Annotated in this window: 18 protein-coding genes; 17 read left to right on the plus strand and 1 reads right to left on the minus strand. The window is 43.9% G+C overall.

The window, feature by feature from the left end; translation table 11 throughout:
- Nucleotides 1-64: 64 nt before the first annotated feature.
- The gene (locus GSF04_RS11065) at nt 65-664 is read right to left on the minus strand and encodes a DNA-3-methyladenine glycosylase I (protein ID WP_211859546.1); all 600 of its coding nucleotides are present in this window, start codon (nt 662-664) and stop codon (nt 65-67) included.
- Between the two features lie 236 nt (nt 665-900).
- On the opposite strand from GSF04_RS11065, the gene GSF04_RS11070 reads away from it, so the two are divergent.
- The 17 genes from GSF04_RS11070 to flhB all read left to right on the plus strand — a co-directional run bounded on the left by GSF04_RS11070 (nt 901) and on the right by flhB (nt 17,164).
- Entirely contained in the window at nt 901-2,001 is a 1,101-nt protein-coding gene (locus tag GSF04_RS11070; RefSeq protein WP_095728221.1) for an ATP-binding protein, read from the plus strand.
- Nucleotides 1,998-3,377 (plus strand): sigma-54 dependent transcriptional regulator, encoded by a 1,380-nt coding sequence (locus GSF04_RS11075; RefSeq protein WP_211859547.1) that lies wholly within the window; start codon nt 1,998-2,000, stop codon nt 3,375-3,377. The genes GSF04_RS11070 and GSF04_RS11075 overlap by 4 nt, the downstream gene beginning before the upstream one ends.
- Nucleotides 3,378-3,635: 258 nt before the next feature.
- On the plus strand, nt 3,636-3,968 hold the full coding sequence (fliE, locus tag GSF04_RS11080) for a flagellar hook-basal body complex protein FliE (protein WP_010369155.1): 333 nt from the start codon (nt 3,636-3,638) through the stop codon (nt 3,966-3,968).
- A 20-nt stretch (nt 3,969-3,988) separates the two neighbouring features.
- Entirely contained in the window at nt 3,989-5,707 is a 1,719-nt protein-coding gene (gene fliF / locus GSF04_RS11085; protein ID WP_211859957.1) for a flagellar basal-body MS-ring/collar protein FliF, read from the plus strand.
- The gene (gene fliG / locus GSF04_RS11090; protein WP_010369151.1) at nt 5,700-6,740 is read left to right on the plus strand and encodes a flagellar motor switch protein FliG; all 1,041 of its coding nucleotides are present in this window, start codon (nt 5,700-5,702) and stop codon (nt 6,738-6,740) included. The genes fliF and fliG overlap by 8 nt, the downstream gene beginning before the upstream one ends.
- A gap of 3 nt (nt 6,741-6,743) precedes the next feature.
- Nucleotides 6,744-7,559: a flagellar assembly protein FliH gene (gene fliH, locus GSF04_RS11095; protein WP_211859548.1), complete on the plus strand. Its 816-nt coding sequence runs from the start codon at nt 6,744-6,746 to the stop codon at nt 7,557-7,559.
- A 72-nt stretch (nt 7,560-7,631) separates the two neighbouring features.
- The gene (gene fliI, locus GSF04_RS11100) at nt 7,632-8,963 is read left to right on the plus strand and encodes a flagellar protein export ATPase FliI (RefSeq protein WP_010606357.1); all 1,332 of its coding nucleotides are present in this window, start codon (nt 7,632-7,634) and stop codon (nt 8,961-8,963) included.
- Nucleotides 8,963-9,409, plus strand: a complete 447-nt coding sequence (gene fliJ, locus GSF04_RS11105) for a flagellar export protein FliJ (protein ID WP_010606358.1) — start codon at nt 8,963-8,965, stop codon at nt 9,407-9,409. Before fliI ends, fliJ begins: the two co-directional genes overlap by 1 nt.
- A gap of 142 nt (nt 9,410-9,551) precedes the next feature.
- Complete coding sequence (locus GSF04_RS11110; RefSeq protein WP_211859549.1) at nt 9,552-11,639, plus strand: flagellar hook-length control protein FliK; 2,088 nt, start codon at nt 9,552-9,554, stop codon at nt 11,637-11,639.
- A gap of 43 nt (nt 11,640-11,682) precedes the next feature.
- Complete coding sequence (gene fliL, locus GSF04_RS11115; RefSeq protein ID WP_039492515.1) at nt 11,683-12,207, plus strand: flagellar basal body-associated protein FliL; 525 nt, start codon at nt 11,683-11,685, stop codon at nt 12,205-12,207.
- Between the two features lie 10 nt (nt 12,208-12,217).
- Nucleotides 12,218-13,312 (plus strand): flagellar motor switch protein FliM, encoded by a 1,095-nt coding sequence (gene fliM / locus GSF04_RS11120; protein WP_010369125.1) that lies wholly within the window; start codon nt 12,218-12,220, stop codon nt 13,310-13,312.
- A 72-nt stretch (nt 13,313-13,384) separates the two neighbouring features.
- Nucleotides 13,385-13,783 (plus strand): flagellar motor switch protein FliN, encoded by a 399-nt coding sequence (gene fliN, locus GSF04_RS11125; RefSeq protein WP_069018761.1) that lies wholly within the window; start codon nt 13,385-13,387, stop codon nt 13,781-13,783.
- Nucleotides 13,783-14,241 (plus strand): flagellar biosynthetic protein FliO, encoded by a 459-nt coding sequence (fliO, locus tag GSF04_RS11130; protein ID WP_069018762.1) that lies wholly within the window; start codon nt 13,783-13,785, stop codon nt 14,239-14,241. Before fliN ends, fliO begins: the two co-directional genes overlap by 1 nt.
- Nucleotides 14,234-14,971 (plus strand): flagellar type III secretion system pore protein FliP, encoded by a 738-nt coding sequence (gene fliP / locus GSF04_RS11135; RefSeq protein ID WP_010369122.1) that lies wholly within the window; start codon nt 14,234-14,236, stop codon nt 14,969-14,971. The genes fliO and fliP overlap by 8 nt, the downstream gene beginning before the upstream one ends.
- A gap of 1 nt (nt 14,972) precedes the next feature.
- Nucleotides 14,973-15,242 carry a flagellar biosynthesis protein FliQ gene (fliQ, locus tag GSF04_RS11140; protein ID WP_039492511.1) on the plus strand — a complete coding sequence of 90 codons (270 nt, stop codon included), beginning with the start codon at nt 14,973-14,975 and terminating at the stop codon, nt 15,240-15,242.
- Nucleotides 15,243-15,244: 2 nt separating this feature from the next.
- On the plus strand, nt 15,245-16,024 hold the full coding sequence (gene fliR / locus GSF04_RS11145; RefSeq protein ID WP_045989540.1) for a flagellar biosynthetic protein FliR: 780 nt from the start codon (nt 15,245-15,247) through the stop codon (nt 16,022-16,024).
- Between the two features lie 9 nt (nt 16,025-16,033).
- Nucleotides 16,034-17,164: a flagellar biosynthesis protein FlhB gene (flhB, locus tag GSF04_RS11150; protein WP_211859550.1), complete on the plus strand. Its 1,131-nt coding sequence runs from the start codon at nt 16,034-16,036 to the stop codon at nt 17,162-17,164.
- The last annotated feature ends 39 nt before the right edge of the window (nt 17,165-17,203 follow it).

Consider the following 17,203-nt stretch of genomic DNA (forward strand, 5'->3'; position numbering starts at 1 on the left):
CCAAGTTCAGGTTACCTAATCAACTCAGCAAGGCCACTTAATACGCGGCCTTGTACTTTATTGTTTAAAGTTGAGTAAAATCCAAGTCTTGATAACTGGCAATAATGGTTTGTTTGCAAAAGCAGTTATCGGCATGGTCGTTAACCATGCCGCAAGCTTGCATATGTGCATACACTGTGGTTGAACCTAAAAACTTAAATCCACGTTTTTTTAAGTCCTTGGCAAATTTGTCGCTGATTTCACTGGTGGCAACGGCATCGTGTTTGTCACGCATGGGGTTGATAACAGGCTTGTAATTAACAAATTGCCACTGGTATTTTGCAAAGCTGCCAAACTCTTGCTGAATTTCAATAAATCGCTTAGCGTTGTTTATCGTTGCTGCGATTTTTGCGCGGTTTCTGATAATTCCGTCACATGCTAATAGCCGCTCGATATCTTGCTCTGTCATCAGGCTCACTTTGTGTACATCAAAATCGTGGAATGCTTTTCTATAGCCTTCACGTTTTTTCAAAATGGTATACCAGCTTAAGCCAGCTTGTGCAGATTCCAATGTGATAAACTCAAACAAGCTCTGGTCATCCAGTACAGGTCTTCCCCATTCCTTATCATGGTATTCAACATAATCGGGTTTGCTCTCGTCCACCCAGCCGCATCGTATTGTCATTGTTGGCTCTCTTCTATCTAATTGTGAATATGAATAAGCTAAATGATTTACTACGCTAACTACTCATTGCGGCATCACATTTGGCTTTCAAAAACTCTAGCATAACGCTGTATATAAAAACAGTGTCAATAAATTGATATTGTTAAGTGTTATATAACTCTATGTTTTAAATGAAATATAAAGTTGGATCGTTTTTTGCTTTTATCCATTGAGTTTATTTTTAAGAGAGCGGAAAAATGGCATTAGCACATGTTATTAATCCACAATTTGTACCAACGACGAATCGCTACAACCCCTGTTTGCTGCAAGAAGCCTACGTCGGTGAGCTAAGCGACCTTAGGCAGCAGGCGAGTTGGTTAAGCCATCTTGTTGATACTATGCCTGCGGGTGTCGTGGTACTTGATGGTCAAGGTATGATTGCCAAGGCGAATCAAATTGCGATGGATATGTTGGGTGAACCACTCGAAGGTGAAAAGTGGTTTAGCGTTATTCAGCGTTCATTTCGACCACAGCAGGACGATGGTCATGAAGTCTCTCTTAAAGATGGCAGAAGAATTAAGTTAGATATTACCGCGCTAACACCAGAACCTGGGCAACTCATTTTGATGACAGATCTCACCGAGACGCGCCGGCTTCAAAGCCGTGTTGCGCATATGCAAAGGTTAAGTGCGTTAGGAAAAATGGTTGCTTCATTGGCGCATCAAGTGCGTACGCCGTTATCGGCTGCGATGTTATATGGTGCAAACCTAGGTGCAGCTAATCTTCCTTCGGCTTCTCGAGAAAAGTTTCACGATAAGTTGATGTCTCGGTTAAAAGACTTAGAAAGCCAAGTTAATGACATGCTGTTGTTTGCTAAAAGCGGTGAACAACAAGTGGTTGAGCGAGTGTCAATGCAACAATTATTAAGTGAAGTCAAAGCGGGTGCTGACGCTATGGTTGAGCTTAACCAAGCAAAATTGGAAGCATTTTTACCCGAGCCAGATATCGAAATATTAGGTAATCGTACTGCGCTTGCAAGTGCGATCCAAAACCTGATCCACAACAGTATTCAAATAATTGGCAGTGCGGCACACATTGAACTTAATGCAGAGCGCGAGCCGTGTGGCGAGTATGTACGTATCTCAGTTGTTGATAATGGTCCTGGTATTGATGAAACCTTAGTAGACAAGTTGTTTGAACCATTTTTTACAACTAAGTCGCAGGGGACTGGGCTAGGACTTGCGGTGGTTAATTCGGTCGCTAACGCGCACAAAGGGTTTGCGCAGGCAGACAATGTTGAAGGTAAGGGCGCACGTTTTAGCTTGGTACTACCACTAATTGAGGCGGAGGAACTATGAGTAACAGAGTTTTAGTTGTTGAAGATGATGCTGGTTTAAGAGAAGCACTTATCGATACATTGCAGCTTTCAAATATCGAGTGCGTAGAAGCAAGTTGTGCGGAACAAGCCGTTTTATTGCTAAAGCAGGAAACCTTTTCTTTGGTGGTGAGTGATGTGCAAATGGGTGCCATGAGTGGGCTTGACTTGTTAAAGACCATTAAACTCAACTATCCCGAATTACCGGTATTGATGATGACAGCATACGCGACCATTGATGATGCGGTTGAGGCGATGAGATTGGGTGCCATCGACTATATGGCTAAGCCATTTGCGCCTGAAGTATTGCTTAATATGGTTGGACGTTATCTACCTGAGAAGGAAAAAGAGACAGATGGCCCCATTGTTGCCGATCCCAAGAGTATTAAACTACTTGAACTGGCTGCAAAAGTAGCTAAGTCGGATGCCAGCGTGATGGTACTTGGACCAAGCGGTTCGGGTAAAGAAGTGTTGGCTCGCTATATTCACGATAAATCCGACAGAGCAGACGAGCCTTTTATCGCAATTAACTGCGCTGCAATCCCAGAAAATATGCTCGAAGCGACTCTATTTGGTTACGAAAAGGGGGCGTTTACAGGTGCCATTCAAGCGTGTCCTGGAAAATTTGAGCAAGCACAAAAGGGAACGATTTTGCTTGATGAGATCACAGAGATGGATTTGGGATTACAAGCAAAATTACTTCGCGTATTACAAGAGCGGGAAGTAGAGCGTTTAGGCAGTAGAAAAACCATTTCACTGGACGTCAGAGTGTTGGCAACCAGTAACCGCGATTTAAAAGAAGCGGTGGAGGATGGGGTATTTAGAGAAGATTTATATTATCGCCTCAATGTTTTCCCACTAGAGTGGTTGCCACTGAAGGACAGAGCGGGTGATATCGCAGTGTTAGCCGAGCATTTGTTGGTAAGACATACGCAAAAAGCAGGCAAGCCAACACCTATATTAAGCAGCGGTGCAAAGCACAAGCTCAGTTCGCATAGTTGGCCTGGAAACGTAAGAGAGCTAGATAACGTTATTCAACGTGCCCTGATTTTGTTCCAAGGTAATGAAATTCAAGAAGATGATATTTTTATCGAAAATTTCTCGCCGATGGCTTTGATTGAATCTGCACCACTTGTAAATAATGATGCATCAGCTTTAATGGAGCGCTCACAAGGTGAGGATGAAATCATTAGCTATAAAGATGAGCTACAGGATAAAGAACACCAAATTATTTTAGATACGCTGGCAAAGTTTAACGGTAAACGCAAAGAGGTGGCGGAGGTATTAGGTATGAGTCCTCGCACACTTCGCTACAAGCTGGCAAAAATGCGAGATTTAGGGATTGCGCTACCCGCTTAACCTAAGTTAGCTGAGCTTAAAAAACAATGAGTTAGTTCGTTGCTTATCCAAACCTCAGGCTAAGCTTTATCTGTTAATTCAAATTTAATCAGGTGCCTATAAAGATCAGCAGATCTTAGGCGCCTAGTTTTCACTTCTATGTACTGCCAATTTTTCGACATGATTAAAATCCCATAAGGTGTTGAAAATAAAAGATTTTAAGTTGGCACGTTTTCTGCTTTATTACAGGTAAGTAAGAGTTATTTTGAGTAAAGCATCATGAAAGTACAATCATCAGCGCTATTTCAAGAAATGCAGGCAATGGCTGCAGAAGCGACGAGAAACACACAGCCATCAGTGCAGCCGGTTAAGACTGCGGCATCTTCATCGGCTCAGTTTGGCGATTTACTCTCAGACGCACTTAATACGGTTCATGGCTTACAACAAGAAGCGAAACAAAAAGTCACCGCTGTTGAAATGGGTGACAGAAGCGTTTCTCTTGCAGAAGCCATGATAGCGAAACAAAAATCGTCGGTCGCTTTTGAGGCAACAGTGCAAGTTCGTAATAAACTTGTTGAGGCCTATAAAGAAATCATGAGCATGCCAGTTTAATTGAGTGACTGTGGAGAGTAATCGTGGCTACTAATCAATCAACAGATCTTACGCTTTCCGATGCAGCGCTGAATAATGACAGCGGATCGGATGAGCAACAAGAGCAAAAATCAGGCTACTTCAGTGCGCTAAGCGGTGTTGATATGTTGCGCCAGGTTACTCTGGTTATTGCCCTCGCTATTTGTTTAGCAATCGCAATCTTTATTATCATTTGGGCGCGCCAACCAGATATGCGCCCACTTGGTAAATACCCAACAGAAGAACTCGTCGAAACGTTAGACTTTTTAGATCAACAGAAAATTGAATACCAATTAGATGGTAATACCATTTTAGTCGCTGAGTCGGACTATCAAGACATAAAACTACGCATGGCGCGTGACGGTTTTACCCAATCTCCGAGTTCTGGCACTGATATTCTGATGCAAGATATGGGTTTTGGTGTTAGCCAACGTCTTGAAAGAGAGCGCTTAAAGCATAGCCGTGAGCAACAACTTGCAAGAACAATTGAAGAGTTACAAGACGTAAATCGTGCAAAAGTGTTGCTTGCAATACCAAAAGAAAACGTCTTTGCACGTCGCGAGAAAAAGCCCTCAGCAACCGTAGTTATTACCCTTAAACGTGGCAAAACGCTTGGCGGCGAAGAAGTTGATTCAATCGTAGACATCGTGGCATCAGCGGTACAAGGTCTAGAGCCTTCACGCGTGACCGTCACCGATCAAAACGGCCGCCTACTCAACTCCGGTTCTCAAGACTCTTTAGCTGCACGCTCGAGAAAAGAGTATGAAATTGAGCGTAAGCGTGAACAAGAATATCTAGAAAAAATTGATAGCATCCTGATCCCAACTGTAGGTCTTGGTAACTTTACCGCTCAGGTTGACTTAACGATGGACTTTAGTGCAGTTGAAGAAACACAAAAACGTTATAACCCAGATTTACCTGCGGTTCGTAGCGAAACAACCTATGAAGAAAATAATATTGGTGGTTTAGCTGTAGGTATTCCGGGAGCACTGACTAATCAGCCTCCAGTGAACTCAAATATCCCAGAGGTTGCAGGGCAAGGCGGCAATGGTCAAAGTGCAACACCAAGCAGCAATCAAAAAGAAGCAACCCGTAACTATGAGTTAGATACCACTATTAGCCATAAACGTCAGCAAACAGGGGTTATTCGCCGGATCAGTGTGAGTGTGGCCGTTGACTACCTCGCAAAACCTGATGCTGAAGGTAACATGGCAATGACGCCGCGTACGCAAGAAGAGTTAAATAACATCCGTCGTTTGCTACAAGGTGGTGTGGGCTTTGATATGCAGCGAGGTGATGCGTTAGAGGTAGTTACTGTGCCATTCGTACGTGAAGATCTCACTGAAATGCAGGAGATACCACTTTGGGAGCAAGATTGGTTCCAAAAGACAATTCGTCTTGCAGCAGGTACCTTAGTGATCATTGTGCTAATCTTAGCGGTAGTAAGACCTATGCTTAAGCGTCTAATTTACCCAGATGATACGCTTGAAGATTTTGATGAAGATGCGTTGACCAGTGGTGTTGATTTAGGTGACAGTACACTCGATATGCTAAATAACGAATTCGATGAGTCTGCGGTTGGCTTCTCTTCTGACGGTAGATTACAATTGCCAGACTTACATGGCGACGAGGACTTACTCAAAGCAGTACGTGCCTTAGTTGCTAACGAACCAGAACTCTCATCACAAGTTGTGAAAGCGTGGTTGACAGAAGATGACTGATCAAGAACAAAAACAATTGCCCGCAGCCTTTGACGTTGACAAGCTAGATGGCGTCGACAAGGCTGCCATCTTACTGCTTAGTTTGACTGAAGAAGATGCGGCTCAGATTTTGAAACACTTAGAGCCAAAGCAAGTGCAAAAGGTCGGTATGGCAATGGCCTCCATGGATGACCTATCTCAGGCTAAAATAGCAGCTGTGCACAATTTGTTTATCGAACAAATTCAAAGTTTTAGTACAATTGGTTTCCAATCGGAAGATTTCATTAAGAAGGCGCTAACCGCAGCACTTGGTGAAGACAAAGCGGCAAGTCTTATTGACCAAATCGTTATGGGCTCTGGTGCAAAAGGGTTGGATTCATTGAAGTGGATGGACTCGAAGCAAGTTGCCAATATTATCCGCAACGAACACCCGCAGATCCAAACGATTGTATTGTCTTATCTCGAGCCTGAGCAATCCGCTGAAATCTTGTCTCAGTTTCCTGAGAAAGTACGCTTAGATTTAACTATGCGCATTGCAAACTTAGAAGAAGTACAACCTGCGGCATTACAAGAACTCAATGAGATCATGGAGAAGCAGTTCGCTGGTCAAGCTGGTGCACAAGCAGCGAAAATGGGTGGCTTAAAAGCCGCTGCAGATATCATGAACTACTTGGATACCAATATTGAAGGTCAGTTGATGGATTCAATCCGAGAACATGACGAAGAAATGTCGCAACAAATTCAAGACCTCATGTTTGTGTTTGAAAACTTGATGGATGTAGAAGACAGAGGTATCCAAGCCATACTGCGTGAAGTGCAGCAAGACGTACTGATGAAAGCAATTAAAGGCGCGGATGAATCTTTAAAAGAAAAGATTATGAAGAATATGTCTAAGCGTGCTGCTGAGATGATGCAAGATGACCTTGAGGCTATGCCTCCAGTGCGGATCAGTGAAGTGGAAGCTGCACAAAAAGAAATTTTGGCAACGGCTAGACGTTTGGCTGACTCAGGCGAAATTATGCTTGGCGGTGGTGGTGGCGAGGAGTTCCTATAAACCATGGTCGATAAAAAGTTGTATAAAGGCCGCCCAGTCAGCACCGAAGCGCTGGATGAGTTATTAGAAAACTGGCCCATTCCAGATGTTACGGATAAGCCCGAAAAATTCCGCGGTCGTTCGACCGCATTCGGTACACCGCTTGAAGAGTTGTATACGAAAAAGCAGGCACACCCCGAACCTGAGCCACAAGAGCCTGAATTTCCTACTTTGACCATCGAAGAATTAGAGCAGATCCGTCAGGACGCCTACGACGAAGGAATAAAGCAAGGCCACGAACAAGGCTATATTGAAGGCTTTGACAAAGGGGTTTCTGAAGGTAAAGAAGCCGGTTATAAAGAAGGTGTAGAAATAGGTAAAGAAAAGGGGCTTGAGGAAGCACAACCGCTTATTGAAGAGAGGATGAAGGCGCTATCCACTATTCTAGATGGCATGCAAACGCCACTAAAAAAGGTTGATGATGAGTGTGAAAAGCAGCTGGTTGTACTCGTCAATTTATTGGCGGAGCAGGTTATTTTTAAAGAGCTTAAGACCACGCCTGAACTCATTTTAAACGCGTTGAAAAAAGCAATGGACGCGTTGCCTGTCAAAGATCAAACAGTACGCATCCATCTGCATCCAGAAGATTTGGCCTTAGTGCAAGCCATGTACGGCGAAGAACATATACAATCACAGCATTGGCAGTTACTTCCAGAGCCGACGTTGGACAGAGGTGGCTGCGAGGTGAAAACGCCACAGTCATCCATTGATATGACGCTTAAGAACCGTATTAGCGAAGTGTTGGAATCATTTTTGCAAGATAGCGGTATAAACCAATAATACTGCACTGTTATCTAGATAAGCGAAGCAATCAAATCAGGATAACGATGCCTTCCTAAGGTAATTGCGAACATGTCGACATCTGCTGCTATGAGCGAGCGCATCAGTAAGTATCAGAAATTTGTCAAACCATACGGGGTTGCGGTTGCAGGCAGCCTCACCCGTGTGGTTGGCCTCACCCTTGAAGCTAGGGGGCTAAGTGCTCCCGTCGGCAGTCAATGTAAAATCGAGACGCTGGGCGGTTTTATTGATGCAGAAGTCATCGGTTTCAATCAAGAAACGCTTTACCTTATGCCAAACGATCATATTACAGGTGTCCTTCCTGGAGCGCGAGTGATCCCAAAGGTTAAGGATGCTGGATTACCTGTCGGAATGGGTCTACTTGGCCGCGTGGTTGACGGACTTGGTAGGCCACTAGATGGCCTTGGTGCCATTGACGCTGAGAAGCATCTGAAATTTGCCGCAGCGCCCATTAACCCACTTGCAAGGCGTCCAATCGACTCACCAATGGATGTAGGTGTACGCGCGATAAATTCGATCGTGACAGTGGGTCAAGGCCAACGTATGGGTCTGTTCGCAGGGAGTGGTGTGGGTAAATCGGTATTGCTTGGCATGATGACGCGAGGCAGTGAGGCGGATGTTATCGTCGTTGGCTTGGTCGGTGAACGTGGTCGTGAGGTGAAAGAATTTATCGACGAGATTTTGGGCGTCGAGGGTAGACGCCGCTCCGTTGTGGTTGCCGCTCCCGCCGATGCCTCACCGTTGATGCGCTTAAAAGGCTGTGAAAGTGCAGTGACTATTGCGGAGTATTTCCGCGATCAAGGATTAAACGTACTGTTATTACTGGATTCGGTGACGCGTTATGCCATGGCACAGCGTGAGATAGCGCTTGCGGTTGGTGAGCCGCCAGCCACAAAAGGATATCCGCCTTCCGTGTTTGCAAAGCTCCCAGCATTGGTTGAGCGCGCAGGTAATGGTGGTGAAGGACAAGGCTCAATTACCGCATTCTTTACGGTATTGAGTGAAGGTGATGATATGCAAGACCCCATTGCCGATGCTGCCCGAGCTATTTTGGATGGTCATATTGTGTTATCACGAGAGCTTGCCGATAGTGGTCATTATCCAGCGATAGATATTGAAAAGTCCATCAGTCGAGTCATGCCTCAAGTGGTATCAGAGGCACACATGCAGCAAGCCAGAGTGCTCAAGCAAGTCTATTCAATGTACCAGCAGAATAAAGACATGATCACCTTAGGTGCTTATCAACGTGGCAGTGATCAGATGTTAGATCAGGCGATAAATATGATGCCTGCGGTGAATAACTTCCTTCAGCAAGGCATGAAAGACGTGATCAATTATGACGAGTGTTTACAAGGCCTCGCTAAGCTACTAGGACAAGCATAATGGCAAATAACAAACTGACTTTATTGCTTAAGCTAGAAAAAGACAAAGAAGATAGCCTTCGAGCGAATTTTGTTCAAGCGCAGCAGCACTTAGCAACAAACCAACAACGGTTATCGGGACTAAACGATTTCCGTCTGGAATACAGCATGCAGCTTCATAGTAAAGCACAAGTTGGTCTGTCTAGTGGCGGATTCAATCAATACCATAACTTTATTAATAAGATTGAGCAGGCTATTGATCAGCAAGCAAAAACGGTCAACACCGCGAAGCAGGTGGTTGAACAACGCCGCAAGCTATGGCTAGCGCAACAGGCTAAAACGAAGGCAATTGAAAAGCTTATCGAGAAGCAAGCCCTCGCGAAGCAAACTCGTCTAGCCAAAGCAGAGCAAAAGATGCTGGATGAGTTTGCAACGAATCAGTTTGTACGAAGAGAGCGTGCTTGGTAAGTTGGCTCGAAATATGCTTCGTAGTAATTAGCGTTTTATTATTTAGGTAGTTCACTAGTAAAAGTCACTAATATTCATAGTGTTGGTTTTTAACGGTGTATTACAACGGCAGGACATTGCCACTTTATGAGGTAGCTTTAAGATGAATCTAATGCTTGCATCCATGCTGCAACGAGGCAGTAACGAGGTTGATATTAAAGAAAAATCCCAAGAGACGGATGCTGAGGGTTCTGAGGGCGGCTCTGGGTTTAGTGCTTTAATGGCTGAGTTAGCGGAACAAGAGAGTGCAAGCAAGCAGGTAAAAGAATCTGCAGATCCTGTAACCTCAGATCTGGATGTGCCAATAGATAGCGAAGTCGCATCAGATGATGCTCCGCAGTCTGATAGTAAAGCACAAGCCTCTTCTTCTAAGCAGCAAGGGGAAGTACCAACTTCTACTGTTAGCTACACTGACAAAGGTCAGGTAGTTGTGGACAAACCGCTTCCTGATTCCCCGGATAATGACTTATATGCTCAGATCAACGCTGCAAAACAGCAGAGCACTTCATTAAGCCAAAGCCCAACAGCAATTGCGCAATCAGTCAAAGAAGCATTGGGCAATGCTTCTTCGGCTGATGAAGAGGTTGTAGCTAGCGATAGTGCACTGTCTCAGGAGCAACTACAAGACGAAGCCAGTCAACTCAGTCGAGGGGGGAAAGGCCAAACTGAAAACGCCGGCACTAAGCCAACCTCGTTATTACAGCAGGCAGCTTCTTTGGACAGCCAAGACGCAGAAGGTGAGGTTGCTAAACCTTCGTTATTGAATGACAGTTCAGAAGCTAAAGAACAAACATTACAGCCTAAGTTGCAAAAGGATACTGGTACTCAAGCCTTGGTTACCAATACAAACATAGAAAAACGGGATCCAAGCGCTAATAAGCCAGTCGAGTCTCAAGTTGAAAGTGAGTCTGAAAACGCACAACTGAAAGAACTCTTAGGCGCTAAGAAATCAGAGCTTGCTCAATCTGTTTCCTCATCTGAAACTAAGCAATCAGAGACAAAGCAAATCATTTCTGAGGCGAGTGCACAAACAGCGAAAGACAAAAACGCAGTAAGTACAAAAAGCACTACAGATGTGCAAACCATGGTAGAAAGGTTGACCGTACAGCAACAACAAGAATTAAAAGCCGTGATGGCTGGTAAGCTGGATATTTATGATGCGTCACCGGCTGTACAAAAAACCGTAGCTCAGTTAATTGGTAAAGGTGTTGATCTCGCAAATGTACAGCCGTTTAAAGCGTTTGTGTCATCCTCCGTCGTAACACAAACCTCAACAAACACGCCGCAAGAAGCTGCTACAGATGTTAAAAATACTACTCAAGCGTCTTTTAACGTAAATAGCACGCAAGAAAAGTCTAGCAATAGTGAGCAGCAGGCCGTGGTAGTTAAAGAGGGTGAACGTGCTGAAAAAAATATAGCTGTAAATAAATTGACTAGCGATGAAAAGTTGGCAGCAGAGAAGCAAAGTTCAGAAAAACAGAACTTAGAAAAACAAATAAGTGAAAAGGTAATTGATAAAGAAAACAGTAAGCTGATGCAAGCGGAAGCAAGCATCGCGAAAGAGGCTGTCAAAAATGAGCGTCAATCGGCCAATGCCGCAACAGCGATACCAACTCCAGTCAAACCTGAAGCAATCCCTATAAGTGCATCGCAAGATACAAGCTCACTAAACCAAACATTGAAAGAAGTTCAGCAAATTCAACAGTCTCAGCCAACAAACCAAAGTACAACACAGACAAAACAAGCAACAGATGCTAATCTTCAACAGGCGATTAACATAGCGCGTCAAGATGCCGCTAAAGAGCTTCATCAACGGGTAGGGCTGATGCTTAACCTTAACAATAAAGAAGCTGAAATTCGCTTAGACCCGCCAGAGCTAGGGGCGATGCAAATTCGGATAAAAAGCGATGCAGAGCAGGCTCAAGTGAATATTGTGGTGCAAAATCAGCAAGCTAAAGAGTTGTTAGAGCAATCACTTCCAAGACTAAGAGAAATGTTAGCTGAGCAGGGTATTGAACTGGGTGATAGCCAAATATCACATCAGCAAGGTGGAAATACTGAATCAGAGTCGCAAACTGCTGGTGGCAATACGAGTGGACAGCAAACTCTAGGTGATGAATCGGCGGTTTCTGATAATTCACAATCGTCGCAAAAGAGAAATACTGATTCTGCAATAGATTACTATGCCTAACACCTGCTATTATTGTAATTAATAAAGATCATAAGGGCTTGCTATGGCTGAAGAAACCGACTTAGAAATAGAAGAAACGGGTGGTTCTAAGAAAAAGCTGATTATCATTATTGCCGCGGCGGTATTGGTACTTGGCGGTGTCGCAGGGTTTTTCTTATTTTCAGGCTCAGACGCACCAGAAGAATCCCTTGCGGAAGAAACAACAGCAAGCGAAGTTAAAGCGGAGCAAGGTAGCGCTGCGCAAATGGGGAGCGCACTGTACGTTGCTATGCCTCGCCCTTTTGTTTTTAATGTGCCAGGTGCCAGTCGCGATAGAATCGTGCAAATTAAAGTTCAGCTGTTGGTTCGCGGTGATGTTAATGAAGAAGTAGCAAAGAAGCATATTCCCTTGATTGAAGGTACTTTACTGAGCGTGTTTTCAACGACTACGGCTGATGAGCTAAGCACGAGTGCAGGTAAAGAAACTTTGCGCTTAACGGCGCTAGATAAAGTCCAAGCTGCGATGGAAGGGGTTGAAGGTAGCAAAGTAATCGAACGTGTGTTGTTTACTGGCTTTGTAATGCAATAAGGTAGTATTTGTGAGCGATTTATTATCCCAAGACGAAATTGATGCGCTACTCCATGGTGTAGATGAAGTCGAAGAAGACGAAATCGGCGACGGTGGTGACGGCGAAGGTGCAGGTGCCTTACAGTATGACTTTTCGTCTCAAGATAGGATTGTGCGTGGGCGAATGCCGACGCTTGAAATCGTTAATGAACGATTTGCCCGCCATATGCGGATAAGCCTTTTTAACATGATGCGCCGCACCGCTGAGGTGTCTATCAATGGCGTACAAATGCTGAAATTTGGCGAATATATCCATACTCTATTCGTTCCTACCAGCTTGAATATGGTGCGCTTTAGACCGCTAAAAGGTACTGGCCTGATAACCATGGAAGCGCGTCTGGTCTTTATTCTTGTAGACAACTTTTTTGGTGGGGATGGTCGTTATCATGCCAAGATAGAGGGGCGTGAGTTTACACCAACAGAACGTCGTATCGTGCAAATGCTCCTTAAGATCATCTTTGAAGATTACAAAGAAGCCTGGGCGCCGGTGATGGATGTGTCGTTTGAATACCTCGACTCAGAAGTGAACCCTGCGATGGCTAATATTGTGTCACCGACAGAAGTGGTGGTGATTAGCTCTTTTCACATCGAGTTAGACGGTGGAGGGGGCGATTTCCATATTTCACTGCCTTACTCTATGTTGGAACCTATTCGAGAGTTACTCGATGCTGGTGTTCAATCAGATACTGAAGATACCGATCTGCGTTGGAGTAAGGCGCTTCGTGATGAGATTATGGATGTAGAAGTTGAGATTTCTTCCCAGCTACTGGAAGTTGACTTATCGCTTGAGCAAATAATGAAGCTTCAAGCTGGTGATGTTATTCCTGTGGAAATGCCAGAACATGTAACGGTTTTTATTGAGGAATTGCCAACGTTTAGAGCAAAAATGGGCCGTTCTCGTGACAATGTCGCGTTGCAGATCAGTGAAAAAATTAAACGTCCAGAATCAGTTAAGTCTGAGCTTCATGTATTTACCAAAGGTGGTAAAAAGCTCGATTCTGATGCTGAACTGGCAGAATTAGAAGAAGATCTACATCTTTCCGAAGGTGTAGATTTAGATTGGTAGTCGCGGACTTGTATACGCAAAATCGTGAGACTAATTATGGACAACAAATTAACTTAATCAGGTAGTAATCCAATGAGCGATGATCAAGATACTATGGACGAATGGGCAGCAGCACTCGCTGAAGCCGAAGGTGCCGAAAGTGGCAGTGAGCCAGAAGTTGCAGAGTTAGATGAACTCAAAGATTCAGCGCCTGCATTATCGTCAGATGAAAAACGTAAACTCGATACCATTTTAGACATTCCAGTCACCATTTCTATGGAAGTTGGCCGTTCTAAAATTAATATTCGTAATTTACTCCAGCTAAATCAGGGTTCTGTTGTTGAGCTTGATCGCGTGGCCGGTGAACCGTTAGATGTGCTTGTTAATGGCACATTGATAGCGCACGGTGAAGTGGTTGTAGTAAACGACAAGTTTGGTATTCGCTTAACGGACGTCATTAGTCAGGTTGAGCGTATTAAAAAGCTACGTTAATGCGCTGGGGTTGGTCTTTAGCAGTGTTTGGCATCGCTTTTTATACACGGGCTGTCACTGCAACAACCTCAGAGACAGTACCTAAATCTTCTGTAGGGGCAGGTACCGCGGGGTTAAGCTCAGAGCTACTTTCCATGGGATTGTCTCTGATGTTGGTGATCTTACTTATTTTAGGCTTAGCGTTCGTTTTAAAACGTTTAAATCCCAATATTGTAAACCAGAAAGACTTTAAGGTGATCCGCAGTATATCGCTCGGTACGAAAGAACGTTTGCTGGTTATCGAATTGGATGAAAAGCAGCACTTGCTTGGAGTAACACCAAATAATATCAACTACTTATACCAGTTGGAAACACCGTTAGATGATGTTAGCCGAACGCCATTTGCAAATGAGTTACAAAAGTTTTTAGCGGGCAAAGGGCAAGTAGCCAATAACCATAATAAGAAAAGTCATGATTAGATTGCTGATACTCTGTTTATTACTGTTTTCTGGGGTAGCTTCTGCGGAAGGGATAGAAGCAATAAACGTTACAACAAACCCTGATGGCTCTCAAGAGTACTCAGTGACACTTCAAGTACTTGCCATTATGACAGCGCTGAGTTTTATTCCAGCAGCTGTTATCATGATGACTTCGTTTACTCGAATAATTGTTGTGCTTGCGATTTTGAGACAAGCGATTGGTCTGCAGCAGTCGCCATCGAATCAAATTTTACTCGGTTTATCGTTGTTTTTGACGTTATTTATAATGGCACCCATATTTTCGCAGATAAATGATGAGGCTGTGCAGCCGTATATAAAAGAAGAAATCACGTCAATCCAGGCACTTGAACGTGCTAAAGAACCGATGAAAGCCTTTATGCTGTCACAAACTCGAATTAAAGACCTTGAAACCTTTGCCAAGATAGCGGGTTATGACAAGCTTGATAGCCCTGAAGACACGCCGTTTATCGTTATTATTCCGGCTTTCGTTACATCCGAGCTGCAAACGGCTTTTATTATCGGCTTTATGTTCTTTATTCCATTTTTGATAGTCGACTTAGTCGTAGCCAGTGTCTTGATGGCCATGGGTATGATGATGTTATCTCCAATGATAGTTTCCTTGCCGTTTAAGATTATGCTTTTTGTGCTCGTCGATGGTTGGAGTTTGGTCATGGGGACACTGGCCAGAAGCTTCGGGTTGGGGGTGTAATGTGGAACCAGAAGTCTTTGTTGATATCTTAAGTGATGCATTGTTTTTAGTCATTAAGCTGGTGGCGGCGATTGTCGTACCTGGGCTTCTAGTTGGTTTAGTTGTTGCTGTGTTTCAAGCAGCAACATCGATTAATGAACAAACATTAAGCTTTTTACCTCGTCTCATTATTACTATCCTTGCGCTGATCATTGGCGGCCATTGGCTCACTCAAGAACTAATGGACTATTTTACCTCTTTGGTGATGCGCATCCCTGAAATTGCAGGCTAATCATGGAGTTCACCTTTGCGGTAATCATGCAGTGGCTAAGTGATTTTTTACTTCCACTGGTGCGGATAAGCTCAATGATGATGGTAATGGCGGGGCTTGGGGCACAGAGTGTACCTGCCCGAATTAAGTTTGCACTCGCCGTGGTCGTTACTTTTGCCGTGGTCCCCGTTTTGCCCAAATCAGAATTTACTGATTTGTTCTCCTTTTCGATGATTTTAGTTGTTATTCAAGAAATGGTCACTGGGGTAGCTATTGGGTTTGGTTCATTGCTACTTCTGAATACTTTTATCATTGCGGGTCAAATCCTTGCTATGCAAACCGGTCTTGGTTTCGCATCTGTAGTAGATCCGGCCAATGGGTTGAGTGTACCTGCTGTCGGTCAGTTCTATTTAATATTAGCGACATTACTGTTTTTTGTTTATAACGGCCATCTGATGATGATCCAAATGGTAGTGTATAGTTTTGAAAGCTTTCCCATTGCAGGGAACTGGTGGGCGGTAGACAATTTTTGGCGAATAGTTAATTGGGGGGGATGGATGTTCTCTACGGCTCTTGCACTTGCATTAGCTCCGTTAACTGCAATGTTGATTATCAATATCTCATTTGGGATTATGACTCGAGCCGCGCCTCAAATGAACATTTTCTCTGTGGGGTTTGCTTTTACCTTAGTTGCAGGGCTTACCATTATTTGGGCGACATTGGGTAATTTTTTAGCACAATTTGAATTTCAATGGCTCAAAATGACAGAGCTGATGTGCGATCTAATTGGTTGCACGGTATAGGAGTCTGAAATGGCAGAAGATTCCGGTCAAGAACGCACCGAAGAACCCACCTCCAAGAAAATAGACGATGCTAGGAAGAAGGGCCAAATAGCCCGTTCAAAAGAACTCGGCACGACGTTTGTGTTATTGTTTTCTGCAATAGCTCTACTTTTGTATGGGCCTGGAATTGGGAAGGCGCTCTACAATGTTATGGGGCGAATGTTGTCGCTCAATCGCAATGAAACCTACGATACAACCAAAATGTTTGCTGTGTGGGGAGATATTGCTGCTGAACTGCTATTTCCAATGGCCATGTTTGTTTTTATCATCGCAATTGCAGGAATAGTGGGGAATACGTTACTCGGGGGCTTTAACTTTTCTTGGCAGGCAGCCGCTCCAAAAGCAAGCAAAATGTCTCCAATGAAGGGATTGAAGCGAATGTTAGGCCCGCAAGCGGCCATAGAGTTATTGAAGTCCGTTCTTAAGTTTGTATTAGTAGCAGGCTTTGCAATCTTGCTTATCAATATGTATTTTAACGAAATATTACACTTGAGTATTGAGCAAATCCCATCGAGTATAGAGCATGCGTTAGAAATCATTGCGTGGATGTTCTTAGCACTTAGTTGCACTATGATCATTATTTCAGCGATTGATGCCCCTTATCAAAGTTATAATCACCATAAGCAGCTAAAAATGACGCTGCAAGAAGTCAAGGATGAATACAAAAACTCAGAAGGTGACCCTCAGATAAAAGCGCGGATCCGTCGAACACAAAGAGAAATGTCGCAACGACGTATGATGCAAGATGTACCAGATGCAGATGTTGTTGTGACCAACCCTACTCACTATTCGGTTGCGCTTAAATACGACACTGAACGAGCGGGAGCGCCTATTGTTATTGCAAAAGGGGTTGATGAACTTGCGATGCAAATTAGAAAAATAGCCAAAGGAAATGAAGTGCCGATTGTGGAGTCACCCGTATTGACTCGTTCACTTTATCACACCACCGAAGTCGGTGATCAAATCCCTGAACAATTGTTTACCGCGGTTGCACAGGTACTTGCTTATGTATTTCAGCTAAATCGTTTTCAAAAGGGCAAAGGGAAAAGACCCGTTGCACTTACTCGAGATTTACCAATCCCAGACGATTTGAGGCATTAAAATTGCTCTCATAAAAATAAGCTATTAATTGGAACGCAT

Source organism: Pseudoalteromonas sp. A22, from assembly GCF_018141345.1.
Lineage (GTDB): Bacteria > Pseudomonadota > Gammaproteobacteria > Enterobacterales > Alteromonadaceae > Pseudoalteromonas > Pseudoalteromonas maricaloris.